Raw genomic sequence first — 12770 nt, forward strand, 5'->3', positions numbered from 1 at the left:
AAGTACCTGTGGGACTGATTAAGGCGATTGACATGCTGCAGTCAGTTCGTCGTTGTTTGGCGAGCTAGTCATATTTTGCTAAACAAGGATAATTATAATGATTTTGAATCACTTAATGGGGCTATACACTCATCCAAAACAAGAGTGGCAAACAATTGAACGTAACCATGAAGCACTGCGCAGCAGTTTAAGCCATGTGTTACTTATTGCTCTCATCCCTGCTGTGTGCTCATACATAGCAACTGCACATATAGGTTGGAATCCGGGTGCGGGCGATCCTCTCTACTTAACCAGTCAAAGCGCTATGTTCATGTCAGTAGGTATGTATTTTGGCCTCATCGGTGGCGTGATGGCATTGGCATATCTCGCATTTTGGATGGGCAAAACCTTTGATGCCAACCCAACTTTCACCCAAGCATTAGAGCTCGCGTCCTATACGGCTACACCATTATTTATGGTTGGTTTTGCAGCTTTATACCCAGTGCTTTGGTTTATCATGCTAGTTGGCTTAGCGGGGCTCGCCTACTCAGTGTATCTGCTTTACGCAGGGGTACCGATTATTATGAACATACCTGAAGAAAAAGGCTTTATTTACGCAAGCTCAGTAGTAACTGCAGGTTTAGTGCTACTTGTAGCACTAATGGCATCTAGCGTTATTCTGTGGAGTTTAGGTTTTGGTCCTATGATGCAGTAACTTTAAGCGCCAAACCTTTGCCGTTGAACAATAGAACGTTGACCTATTAAGCGTAGAATAGTGGAACGTTGAACAGTGAAACGCTGAGCAGCTCGATAATTAAGTGATACTAACCCCAACAACTTTAAGAGCTAATTTAAAGCACTCATACAGAACAAGCCATTTAACAACCAAACTAAAAGCGAGCTATAGGCTCGCTTTTTTATATGCTAACTGCGAGACCTTTGTTATATGTATGGTTTATCGTGACGAAAATCACGCGCGCATGTGACACATTGTCGCACTATGATGTTAATAGCTTGGCGGTATTAAGGAAGTTTGAGAAAAAGGCGTCAGAATAAAGAAGTAGGACGCTCAGGATGAACCTAAACAAAACTTTGATTGCGACATTTGTCACAGTCGCACTAACAAACCTAACTGCAATCTACGCAACTGCCGCTGAACAAAAACAGTGTGATACTCAGGCATGCGATGACTATATCGTGGTGACTGGTGAAGTCATGCGCGAGCCAAGCAAGGTCAACACAGATCCCAAGAAACCCCGCCTGCCCTTACCCGCTTATGACGGCTCAGGCTATTTAAAAACAATTCCGGGCTTTAGCGTTGGGCGTAAAGGCGGCGCAGGTGGTGACCCAAGCCTTCGAGGACTCGGGGGTTCACGGGTTAGTATTGTAGATGATGGTCAGCATGTTTATGGCACCTGCGGCGGACGTATGGACCCACCTACCGCCTATATTTCCCCTGAATCTTACGACAATATTAGCGTGATCAAAGGGCCACAAACCGTAAAATACGGCCCTGTTGGATCAGCGGGCACCGTGCTGTTTGAAAAGGAGCGTCAGCAATTCACCGAAAGTGACGTAACTGGCAGAGCCAGCGCCACTGGTGGTAGCTTCGGTAGACAAGACTATTTAGTTGAACTATCTGGCGGTGATGAGAATCACTATATCGACTTTGATGCCAACAAATCACAAAGCGATCATTACAGTGATGGGGACGGTAATAAGGTTCAATCCAGTTACGATCGCAGTAACTTCAATTTAGCGCTTGGGTGGACCCCAGATGAAGATACTCTGTTAGAGATTGCCTATGGTACATCCGACGGCAGCGCAGAATATGCCGACCGAGCTAACAAAGCCCGCGAAATAAACAATGAAAATCTCACCTTACTTAGTCAATTTGTATTAGATGGCGACCTAATCACTAATATTGAGTTTCAAGTTTACGCCAATGAAAACGACCACATAATGGATCAGTTTGACCAGGGCAAAAATTCTGGCGTCAATGTGCGGCGCGCGACAGCCGGCGGTCATCTATGGCTTGATATGAGTATAACTGACGACTGGAATGCAACCTTGGGCACTGACTATATGTTTAGTAAACATAAAGGCCGCTCAATTTACCCAACTGTGGACCATGGCTTAGATGACTTACTCAATAAACCTTTTAACGATAACCTGCAATACAACAACCTAGGTGTATTTATTGATTCAGATTTTAAGCTTGATGCTACCGAAAAATCATCAAGTAAGTTGATGAGTGGTTTACGAGTGGATCAGTGGCAAACAGAATTATTTGTTGCCGAAAAAGGCAAGCGAGATGACACCTTAATCAGCGGCTTTGCTCGTTACGAATACAACCGCAACAATAGCCAGTACTACATCGGCGGTGGACACTCGCAGCGAATGCCCGACTATTGGGAGATAATGAAAGCATCTAGCGCAGATTTATCTCAAAAAGCGTTTGATTTAAAAGCAGAGAAAACTTCGCAAATCGACTTAGGGTGGATTTACCAAAATGACATCGAGTTTTCTGCCTCAGTTTACTTTGGCAAGGTACGAGACTACATCTTGATAGATGCTAACTTTGACAAAACTGTCGCTTACAATGTAGATGCCACCATTTGGGGTGGCGAGGCAGCCTTGAACTACCCGTTTAACGATAACTGGTCCACGCAAACCACAGTCAGCTATAGTCATGGTCATAACGACACTCAAGATGTCGCCTTAGGTCAGGTTTCACCACTTGAAGGTCGTATTTCGATTAACTATGAAAACGATAACTGGACTGCAGGTTTGTTCTGGCGTTTAGTAGCAGCGCAAGATCGCGTGTCGATTGGTCAAGGTAATATTTCTGGGCAAGATTTGTCTGAGTCGAGTGGTTTTGGTACGCTCGCGCTCAATGGCTCGTGGAAACATGGCGATGCTGTGTTAATTAGCTTTGGTATTGAAAATATCTTTGACATCACCTATTCAGAGCATATTAGCCGCTCAGGTGCCGGTAACGACATTCCGGGCAGTGAACCTTTATTTAAAGTCAACGAACCTGGGCGCACAGCTTGGGTAAAATTAGACTACACCTTCTAACTTATTGTTTTATGTTTGGTGCATAAAAGAAATAGCCAAACCTAAGACACAAAAAAGCCTGCTAGCAATAGCAGGCTTTTGGGCATCAAAGAACAGTTAAGGCTAGATTAAAATGACTCGCGCAGCGCAACCGTCATGTTAAATACTAGGCTATCAGCGCTAGAGTCTTTGTTATCAGCGCAGAAGTATCCTTCACGCTCAAACTGGTAGGCTTTTTCAGCGGGTGCATTAACAAGGCTTGCTTCAACAACACCTTGTTTAACCACTAATGACTCAGGGTTTAGCGCCTCATCTACTGTATCAAACTCAGCTGGATTAGCCTGGCTAAATAGACGATTGTAGATGCGGAACTCAGCAGGTTTAGCAGTGCTTGCATCAACCCAGTGGATCACACCTTTAACCTTGCGACCATCAGCAGGGTTCTTACCTAAGGTTTCATTGTCATAGCTACAATAAACCGTAGTAACGTTACCTTCACCGTCGGTTTCAAAGCGCTCAGCCTTAATCACATAAGCATTACGTAGGCGAACCTCTTTGCCTAATACTAGGCGCTTATATTTCTTGTTAGCTTCTTCTCTGAAATCATCCGCATCGATGTATATTTCCTTACCAAATGCTAACTCACGCTTGCCCATCTCTTCCTTATTTGGGTGTGCAGGCGCGTTGATAATTTCAGGTTGCTCACTTGGATAGTTCTCAATCACAAGTTTAATTGGATTAAGCACGGCCATAGCGCGCGGTGCATTTTCATTTAAGTCTTCACGAATACAAGCTTCAAGCATGGCCACTTCAACCATGTTCTCTTGTTTTGTGATACCAATGCGCTGGCAGAACTCACGAATCGAAGCTGGTGTGTAACCACGGCGACGCAAACCGGCAATCGTCGGCATACGCGGGTCATCCCAACCGCTAACGATGTCGCGCTCAACGAGGTCGTTTAGCTTGCGCTTTGACATTAGTGTGTATTCGAGATTCAAGCGCGAGAATTCGTACTGACGGGTACGGTTAGGCGCTTGGAAATCATCAAGGTGATCTAACACCCAGTCGTATAAGCGGCGGTTATCCTGAAACTCAAGCGTACATAGCGAGTGAGTGATGTTTTCAATCGCATCCGAAATACAGTGAGTAAAGTCGTACATTGGATAAATGCACCACTTGTCGCCAGTTTGATGGTGATGTGCAAAGCGAATACGATAAATCACCGGATCGCGCATGCACATAAATGGCGATGCCATATCAATCTTAGCTCTAAGGGCGCACTCACCTTCTTTGAATTCACCTAAGCGCATTTTTTCAAACAGGCTTAGGTTTTCTTCAACACTAGTGTCACGGTATGGGCTTGGCTTGCCAGGCTCGGTTAGTGTGCCACGGTATTCACGGGTTTGCTCTGCATTTAGGAAGCAAACATACGCCAAGCCTTTGTTAATCAGCTCAACCGCATATTGGTGCAGTTGATCAAAATAGTTTGATGAATAGCAAATATCACCCGTCCAGTTAAAACCAAGCCACTTCACGTCTTCTTGAATTGAGTTAACGTAATCAATGTCTTCTTTCTCTGGGTTGGTATCATCAAAACGTAAGTTACACTGGCCCTGATAATCCTTTGCGATGCCAAAGTTTAGACAAATCGACTTAGCATGACCTATGTGCAAGTAACCGTTTGGCTCTGGCGGAAAACGAGTGTGCACGCTAGTGTGCTTACCACTGTTTAGGTCTTCGTCGATGATATTTCGAATGAAGTTGCTTGGGCGTACTTCAGTGTCCATATGGCTCATGGATTTCCTCTTTGGCACTCAATAGTAATATTTACGAAAGACAGATGATCCTATAGATCATACTCACTTACAACTACCCTATACATTATTTTGCGCAAGGACGCAGCTTTTTTGAGCAAATAAAAATAAACCCGGCATTTGCCGGGCTCATTCACTCACTAAAATCGCTGAAGATTACTCGGTAACCACTCTAACACCCGGAATAATCTGCTGTGCCTTGCGACCTTGCTTTTTCAACCACTGGTAAAATACCACTAGTGCAATTACAAACCCGCCAACCCATAAACTTGATTGCATTGGATGCGCTGCAAAGGTACCGACTTGATAAACCACGGTAGCACTGCCATAAGCTAAACCGAATGTCCATAGCGCGGCAAAACGTGCCCATTTCATACCAAACTCACCAACTAATGCGCCCATAGCGGCTACGCAAGGAGTGTATAGCAGTACAAATAACAAGTACGCGAATGCGGCAATAGTAGTGGTAAAACCGGCTTTTAGAGCACTGAAAGTAGACGCATCAACCTCAAGCTCATCGGCAGCTGAGTCAATGGTTTCTATATCGCCAACATCTAATGACAATGGATCTTCTGGTGCAATACCGAATAGGTTCTCAGGGATAGTAGCTAGCGCTTCACTGAATGATTCACCTAGCGGTGCAAGCTCTTCTTCGGCGTCAGCTGGGTCACTGTATAAGCTATTTAGGGTGCCTACCACAGCCTCTTTGGCGAATATGCCAGTAATAATACCGACTGTCGCTGGCCAGTTGTCTTGCTCAACCCCCATAGGAGCGAATAATGGCGTCACTTGTTGACTCGCTACGCTCAGCACCGACTCTTTACTGTCTTCATGGCCAAAACTGCCATCTGTGCCGATTGAATTGATAAAGTTAAGTAGGGTCACAACAATAACAATGGTTTTACCTGCGCCAAAAATAAAGCTCTTGGTTTTCTTACCCGTGTTGCCCATTACCGTTTTAAATTTAGGCTTTTCGTAGCTTGGCAACTCCATCACTACCGCACTGCTTGAGCCTGGTAGCAAGGTGTTGCGCAGCATCAACCCTGTGCCAATTGCCGCTAAAATACCTATGATGTATAGCAAGAACACCAGATTTTGACCTGATTCAGGGAAAAACGCGGCAGCAAATAATGCATATACAGGTAAGCGTGCACCACATGACATAAATGGTGCCATCATGCCGGTTACAATGCGCTCGCGCTCACTTCCTAAAGTACGCGTCGCCATAATCGCAGGCACTGAGCAACCAAAGCCGACAATCATAGGTACAAATGCTTTACCCGGTAGGCCAATGCGGCGCATTAGGCCGTCAACCACGAAAGCTGCGCGCGACATATAGCCTGAGGCTTCAAGTACTGACAATGCCAAGAACAAAGCGGCAATAACTGGAATAAAGGTTGCCACGGTTTGGATACCTTGACCGACACCGCCTGCAACAATAGTAACCAGCCAATCAGGGCTACCAAGGGATGTCATCGCAGCGCCAAGATGATCAACAAATAATGCGCCCGCCGTAATATCAAAGAAATCAATAAACGAGCTACCCACATTGATGCTGAACATAAACATGAGGTACATAACGAATAAGAAGATTGGCACTCCGAGAACCGGGTGAAGCACTATGCTATCCAGTCTGTCACTGGCAGAAACATGCTCTTTCGCATCTACCGCACCTTGATACACCTGCTGCACAAAATCAAAACGGGTTGTGGCAACCATGACTTCGATATTGTCACCTTCTTGCTCACAATCTGTGGTGCAGCGACTTACCACTTCTTTCATCGCAGTATTTGAGCAACTACCACAACCGTGGCCATTACCCAGCATTGCCAGTGCGCGGCCACGGCTGAGTTCACCTAACTGATTTGCTAACGAATATTCTTTTAACGCAGTAACACTGCGCTCAATTGACGGTAAATAGTCCAGCAATAAAGGCTCTTCGCTAACTTCACCGTTAAACAATTGGGCGACCTGAACTTGAACGCGCTTAATGTCGCTCTCATCGCGGGCGCAAACAGCAATAACTGGGCAACCCAATTTGCTTGCCATCGCTTCAACATCAACCGTAATACCTAGCTTTTTAGCAGCGTCGATTTTGTTCAGTACCACAACCAGCGGAATACCCAGCTCACGCAGCTGCACGGTTAAATACAAGTGACGCTCAATATTGGTTGCGTCAACTAAATTGATAATGCCATCGATACGTTGCTCAGCAATATACTGCTGCGCAATTTGCTCATCTAGCGAGCAATCACAAGTGCTACCCGCTGGCAGCAAATCATAAATACCAGGAAGATCAGTTAGATGTACTTCGGTGTCATTAAGCGTAAACTGACCGGTTTTCTTTTCTACCGTTACACCTGACCAGTTACCGACTTTTTGATTAGAGCCTGTTAGCGCATTAAATAGCGTAGATTTACCCGCATTTGGGTTACCGATTGTGACGCAGTGGAATTGTTTAGTCATTGATAACTTCAACCTCGATGATATCAGCAAGATCACGGCGCATACATAATTTGCTTCCACGCAAGTCTAGCTCTAGCCCTGAGCCCATAGGTGCACGACGAATTAAAGAAAACTGGGTATTTGGTGTAATGCCCATAGATAAAAGTTTACGTTTCACCGTTTGCGGAAGTGACAATTGCCCTATTTCAGCAATTGTGGCGCGATCTCCAGGATTGAGTTCACTGAGTTTCATCAAGCTTTCACCTTAACTTCTTTTTTGACTGACATATTCTATATGTGGGTACATTGAAAAAACTAAACTTGGATCAAACTTTGGCATCGAAACGAGAATAGTTTTCACTTATGTTTTGCATTATGTGATAAATATCGCCAACATCCTAGCGCTGCTGCCAAGATTTACATTGTGTTAGCATTTGTTAGGCACGGGGTTAACTCGCTTGATACTTCGTCTACCGAGTTGTTTGAAGCTTCTTAAACACGTTGCTTTGAAAGTAAACCAAAACACACATCATCATGTGCTTTACCATTGATCACAGTATGTTGCTTGAGTAATCCTTCTTGCATAAAACCTGACTTTTGTAGTACCCGTTGTGATTCAAGGTTAGCTGCTGCACAATGAGCGACAAACTTACGAATGCTAAATTGGTGTGCCCCCCAATCAATCACAGCTTCGAGACTTTCGCTAGCGAAACCAAGACCTTGAAACTCAGGTGCAATAACATAACCGACTTCAGCACGCTGACTTTGCGGGCAATCACAGCAAAAGCCTGTAATGCCGACAAGCTCGCGGGTGTCGATACGCTCAATTGCCAAGGAGAACCATTCACCACTGTCAAACTCTGGTAGCTCTAGGCGCTGCTCAAACTTACGCCTAATCGTTTGTTCATCTTCAACATCCCTTATGTATTGGTTAACACTAGGGTTAGTTTGAATTGCGAGTACAAAGAGCCAATCACTTGCTTGCAAATTGCGTATTTTTAACCTGTCGGTATATAGGGCTATTTCCATTTAGCCTCCTCCTGGAATGGTGTAAAACTCATGAAATTAGGCAATAAAAAAGGCGACCTAAAGTCGCCTTCTCAATAGAAGGTAACAGCTAACCGCGGCTAGTCACTTCTAGTAAGTGATAGCCAAACTGAGTTTTAACTGGCCCTTGAACCACATTCAGCGGCGCACTAAACACAACCTCGTCAAACTCTTTAACCATCATACCGGGGCCAAACGAGCCTAGGTCACCACCTTGCGCACCAGATGGGCAAGATGAGTGGGCTTTAGCTACATCCGCAAAATCCGCGCCGTTGGCGATTTCAGTTTTCAGTGCCTCACATTGTGCTTCTGAATCTACCAGTAAATGTCTAGCAGTGGCTTGTACCATGTCGAGCTCCTGTTATTTATCACTCAGTCGTTTATCGGCCAACCTTTTTGACCAGTTTGTTTTTGCTATTTTCTACTAATCAACAATAAACACTGACATCATGACAACTTAATGACAAGTGCCAGTGCTTAAATTTACTTTATTTAGCTTGCTCAGCCTTGATCCAATCAGCAACCTTTTGCTCCATGACCGCCATTGGCAAAGAACCTGTGGTCAGGATTTGGTCATGGAAGCCCTTCAGGTCGAACTTATCTCCTAACTGTTGCTCTGCTTGCTCACGAAGCTTCAAGATGGTTAATTGCCCAACCTTGTATGATAGTGCTTGCCCAGGGATAGCCATATAGCGCTCGACCTCGGCCTTGATATCAGACTCAGCCATCGGTGAGTTATCCTTCATATATTGAATCGCCTGCTCACGGCTCCAGCCCTTTGCGTGTAAGCCTGTATCAACAACCAGGCGCATTGCACGTAGCATTTCATCAGAAAGCTTGCCGAAGTACTGATATGGGTCAGTGAATAAACCCATTTCAATACCAAGGTATTCAGCATACAGCGCCCAACCTTCTTCAAAGGCGGTGTACCCCTTGAAACGTTGGAACTCAGGTACGCCCTCTAACTCTTGCTTAATGGCAATTTGGAAGTGGTGACCAGGAGCCGCTTCATGCAGTGACAAAGTCATCATTCCCCATTTAGGCTGCGCTTTTAGGTTGTAGGTATTGATGTAGAATACACCTGGACGTGAGCCATCGACTGCGGGAGATTGGTAAGACGCACCAGCTGCCGACTTTTCTCTGAAGCTTTCAACTGGCTTAACCACATAGTCAGCTTTAGGCATCACGTTAAAGTACTTAGGCAACACGGCATTGATCTCATCTTTTAGCGCCATGTAACCATCGACAAGATCTTGCTTTTCAGTAAAGAAATACTCCGGCTCTGATGACAGAGAAGCGAAAAATGCAGTTAAGTCACCTTCAAAGCCCACTTGCTCGCGGACTTTATCCATTTCTGACAAGATGCGTGCAACCTCGCTTAAACCAATTTGGTGGATTTCATCAACCGGTAACTCGGTTGTGGTGTGCTGGTTAGCGAGCATTTGATACCAAGCTTTACCGTTAGGTAACCCAGACCAACCATCGGTGCCACGAGCGTTAGGTAAATAGGTGTCTTTTACGAAATTGCGCAGTTGAGTCAAGCTAGGAAGCAAAGATTGTTCGATAAGCTCGGCATATGCTTTGGTAAGTTCGACGCGCTCTTGCTCTGAAAATGACTCCGGCAACTTTTCAATTGGCGCAAAGAAAAGACTATCTTCTGCTTTAGCAACCAGCTGGGCATCAAGCTGCGGTACAATTCGCTCGACAAGGGTACGTGGCAAGACAACTTTATTGTCAATACCTTGCTGCATACGCTGCTGCGCTAACTCAATCCAACCAATAAAGCCTTTTAAGCGCGATAACCAATTACGATAATCTTCGACCGTATTGAATGGCTGAGCACTCTCACCAGAACCAAGCTGAACCATAGTAAATACAGTGCTATAGAATTGGTTAATAGGTAAGTAATAGGCAGGGTAAGCTTCGCTCTTTAGCTCTAAATCTCGGTCATACATAAACATGCTATGACTTAATTTTAAATCTGCACTTAGCTGTGTGGCGTCGATCTTTTTCGCTTGTGAAAGGTAACGACTGTTTAAATCATGACGCTGCTTTAGGTAAGCTTCGGTTAAGCTGCCACCAAACTGATCGTTATAATCATTAACCCCGACAAACGTTGCATAAATAGGCTCAAGCGCTAAAACATCTTTAAAATACTGATCAACCATATCGAGGTAAACTTGCGACTGAGTCACCTCTTGAGCTGTTTCAGTTGCGACCTGCTTAATAGGTTGCTGCGCGTTAACACTTGTCGATTCTTCTTTCGAACACCCTTGAAGAGCGATAAGCGACGCTACAGCCAACGCTATCGATGACCTTTTCATATTATTATTCCTTTTTCAGCAAGTACTTAAATTTGAATCTATAATTTGAATAGACTTATTGCGGAGTGCGTCCATGATCTATTCATTCAGAAACTCTAGCTTTCGTGACCCAGAAACTGGGGTATACAATCAAAACTATTTTATGGAAGTGTTTAACCGCGAATGGCATCGTCATTTACGCGAAAAACAAAGCTTGGCGTTATTGTATCTGTGCCCGCACATACATGAAACTGTTAAGCAACCTCATTTGTTAGAATTATTTACTAACCAAGTTGAAGAAGCATTGCTCAGAGCGACAGACCTCATCGCCAGGTTAGATACCAACCATTTCGCGCTAGGATTGTTTAATGTTGATGATGAGGGCACTAAAGTAGTTCTACAGAGAATTGATGAGCAGATTAATCAGTTCTTAGCAAATCACGCTAAAGACCACAAATTTACGATCGACTACAAGGTTGCTGCAGGCGTGTGTCAACCAAACAAAAATTTAAATATTGAAAAGCTGTTTGTTGATGTAGAGCAGCTATCAAGCGCATTGGACAACACGCATGATGATCAGCACCATAAAATGATAAGAGTTCAATAACATAAAAAACAGCTGCCACTCATTGCTGTTTAGGACAAAGCTAAATAAGTTGCTTTGAGGGAAAGAGTCACGGCGAATGCAGAACAAACGCCATAAACTAAACCAACTCGTATGATGTTTTTACAGCGAAGAAAACATACAAGATATAGATAAAACAATTTTAGTCGCGATTTGACCCTATAAAGAACCTGATACGAATTCTTCCCTCTACAAACACAAAAAAGCCCCAAATCTGGGGCTTTTTTAATGCTATCGCGTAGTATCTAATGTTACAAAGTAACGTTATGGATACGTGCTTTTTCTTTGATGTAAGAAATATAGCTGTTAGCTGAACGTTTAGTCTTGTTATCTTTAGCTGCTAGTACCGCACGTTGATAAGCAGACTTATATTGCTTCAACGTTAAGTGAGCTAACGCTAACTCAAACTGAGCTTCACCAGGGTTATCAAGACCAGCATCAAGTGCTTTCTTGAGAACGGGGATAGCTTGTTTTTGCTTCTGATCAAGAACTAAAATACGCCCCTGCTTAAGCAATAACTCGCCATCATTATCGTACTCAGCCGCGATACCGTAGTAACTTGCCGCCTGCTTCAATTCTTTAGCAGAATGATAGAAACCAGCTAAGATGGTGTAGTTCTTTTTATTCTTCTCGATAAGACCTGACTTCATGTGCTTTTCGAAGATTTTAGCACCTTGATAAGGTGAACCTTTTTGAGCAAGAAGCTGCGACAAACGAGTAATGTTGCCAGCAGTCTCTAAGAAGCCATTCTTGTATGCAAGGTCATACGTCGCTAGTGAGCGGTCGTAATCTTCTGTCATCAAGTAGAACTGAGCTAACTGAACCCAAAGACGTTTATCGTCTTGGAATAACGGCACCATAGTTTCAAGGATCTTTACTGCTTGCTTATAGTTCTTCTGGTTAAAGTAAGCAGTCAGTTTCATCTGATATAAACCTTTGTCAGGTTTGTCACTCAGCTCGATACCTTTATCAGCAACTTTAAGCACTTTGTCCCATTCTTTTAGCTCGCTGTGCGCAATACCAATACGACGGTAAATTTGTGCTTCCTCTTTACATGTGAATTCCATCCACTTGTAATAATAAGGAATTGCCTCTTTAAAGCGCTTCTCTTGCAGCAGCAAATCAGCGTACAGACGTAACGTTGCACCATGGTCAGTACCGCCAAGAACATCAGCTTCAACAGCAGTCTTAAGGTACTTAACCGCAGTTTTCATTTGACCTTTTTCAGCGTAAAAGTTGCCCAACATTCGAGCAATATACGCTTTGTCAAAATCATTCTTTGGGTTTGCCTCTAGAAGGATCGCAATCGCTTCGTCAACATTTCCTTCAGTGTAGGCTTCAAAAGACTTTTGAACTTTCTTAGCAGCACTAGCCCCAACAGCTTTAGACTGACGCTTATCAATCGGACACTTCTCAGCCGCAGTAGCTGTAGTTGCGACCATAGAGCCACATAAAGAAAGCATTAATACGCTAGCTAATTTAGTAACTTTTTGCATT

The 12770-nt window shown here is 44.1% G+C and carries 10 protein-coding genes; 3 read left to right on the forward strand and 7 right to left on the reverse strand.

Annotated elements, in window-relative coordinates; all coding sequences use genetic code 11:
* The first annotated feature begins 97 nt into the window (after nt 1–97).
* Together G3R49_RS14620 and G3R49_RS14625 are read left to right on the forward strand one after the other, a co-directional pair.
* A complete protein-coding gene (locus tag G3R49_RS14620) occupies nt 98–694 on the forward strand; it encodes a Yip1 family protein (RefSeq protein ID WP_130601979.1) in 597 nt (198 codons plus the stop codon).
* A 359-nt stretch (nt 695–1053) separates the two neighbouring features.
* Nucleotides 1054–3060: a TonB-dependent copper receptor gene (locus tag G3R49_RS14625; RefSeq protein ID WP_167870182.1), complete on the forward strand. Its 2007-nt coding sequence runs from the start codon at nt 1054–1056 to the stop codon at nt 3058–3060.
* Nucleotides 3061–3167: 107 nt separating this feature from the next.
* Here G3R49_RS14625 and glnS read toward each other — a convergent pair whose 3' ends face one another.
* From glnS to G3R49_RS14655, 6 genes are all read right to left on the reverse strand, one after another.
* A complete protein-coding gene (gene glnS / locus G3R49_RS14630; RefSeq protein WP_167870183.1) occupies nt 3168–4835 on the reverse strand; it encodes a glutamine--tRNA ligase in 1668 nt (555 codons plus the stop codon).
* A gap of 174 nt (nt 4836–5009) precedes the next feature.
* Complete coding sequence (gene feoB, locus G3R49_RS14635) at nt 5010–7319, reverse strand: Fe(2+) transporter permease subunit FeoB (RefSeq protein WP_167870184.1); 2310 nt, start codon at nt 7317–7319, stop codon at nt 5010–5012.
* The gene (locus tag G3R49_RS14640; protein ID WP_130601971.1) at nt 7312–7551 is read right to left on the reverse strand and encodes a FeoA family protein; all 240 of its coding nucleotides are present in this window, start codon (nt 7549–7551) and stop codon (nt 7312–7314) included. Before G3R49_RS14640 ends, feoB begins: the two co-directional genes overlap by 8 nt.
* A 239-nt stretch (nt 7552–7790) precedes the next feature.
* Nucleotides 7791–8327, reverse strand: a complete 537-nt coding sequence (locus G3R49_RS14645; protein ID WP_167870185.1) for a GNAT family N-acetyltransferase — start codon at nt 8325–8327, stop codon at nt 7791–7793.
* Nucleotides 8328–8415: 88 nt separating this feature from the next.
* Nucleotides 8416–8694, reverse strand: a complete 279-nt coding sequence (locus G3R49_RS14650; RefSeq protein WP_130601967.1) for a peptidylprolyl isomerase — start codon at nt 8692–8694, stop codon at nt 8416–8418.
* A 139-nt stretch (nt 8695–8833) separates the two neighbouring features.
* Nucleotides 8834–10669 (reverse strand): DUF885 family protein, encoded by a 1836-nt coding sequence (locus G3R49_RS14655; RefSeq protein ID WP_167870186.1) that lies wholly within the window; start codon nt 10667–10669, stop codon nt 8834–8836.
* A gap of 73 nt (nt 10670–10742) precedes the next feature.
* On the opposite strand from G3R49_RS14655, the gene G3R49_RS14660 reads away from it, so the two are divergent.
* Complete coding sequence (locus G3R49_RS14660; RefSeq protein WP_130601963.1) at nt 10743–11255, forward strand: diguanylate cyclase; 513 nt, start codon at nt 10743–10745, stop codon at nt 11253–11255.
* Nucleotides 11256–11524: 269 nt separating this feature from the next.
* Here the strand turns inward: G3R49_RS14660 and G3R49_RS14665 are convergent, their stop codons facing one another.
* Complete coding sequence (locus tag G3R49_RS14665) at nt 11525–12769, reverse strand: tetratricopeptide repeat protein (protein ID WP_167870187.1); 1245 nt, start codon at nt 12767–12769, stop codon at nt 11525–11527.
* Nucleotide 12770 lies beyond the last annotated feature (1 nt).

It is taken from the genome of Shewanella sp. WXL01 (assembly GCF_012263345.1).
Classification (GTDB): domain Bacteria; phylum Pseudomonadota; class Gammaproteobacteria; order Enterobacterales; family Shewanellaceae; genus Shewanella; species Shewanella maritima.

What these genes read in the sequence shown, in the direction of transcription:
- G3R49_RS14620 (WP_130601979.1), top strand. Translation starts at nt 98, where the DNA reads ATGATTTTGAATCACTTAATGGGGCTATACACTCATCCAAAACAAGAG.
- G3R49_RS14625 (WP_167870182.1), top strand. Translation starts at nt 1,054, where the DNA reads ATGAACCTAAACAAAACTTTGATTGCGACATTTGTCACAGTCGCACTA.
- glnS (WP_167870183.1), bottom strand. Translation starts at nt 4,835, where the DNA reads ATGAGCCATATGGACACTGAAGTACGCCCAAGCAACTTCATTCGAAAT.
- feoB (WP_167870184.1), bottom strand. Translation starts at nt 7,319, where the DNA reads ATGACTAAACAATTCCACTGCGTCACAATCGGTAACCCAAATGCGGGT.
- G3R49_RS14640 (WP_130601971.1), bottom strand. Translation starts at nt 7,551, where the DNA reads ATGAAACTCAGTGAACTCAATCCTGGAGATCGCGCCACAATTGCTGAA.
- G3R49_RS14645 (WP_167870185.1), bottom strand. Translation starts at nt 8,327, where the DNA reads ATGGAAATAGCCCTATATACCGACAGGTTAAAAATACGCAATTTGCAA.
- G3R49_RS14650 (WP_130601967.1), bottom strand. Translation starts at nt 8,694, where the DNA reads ATGGTACAAGCCACTGCTAGACATTTACTGGTAGATTCAGAAGCACAA.
- G3R49_RS14655 (WP_167870186.1), bottom strand. Translation starts at nt 10,669, where the DNA reads ATGAAAAGGTCATCGATAGCGTTGGCTGTAGCGTCGCTTATCGCTCTT.
- G3R49_RS14660 (WP_130601963.1), top strand. Translation starts at nt 10,743, where the DNA reads ATGATCTATTCATTCAGAAACTCTAGCTTTCGTGACCCAGAAACTGGG.
- G3R49_RS14665 (WP_167870187.1), bottom strand. Translation starts at nt 12,769, where the DNA reads ATGCAAAAAGTTACTAAATTAGCTAGCGTATTAATGCTTTCTTTATGT.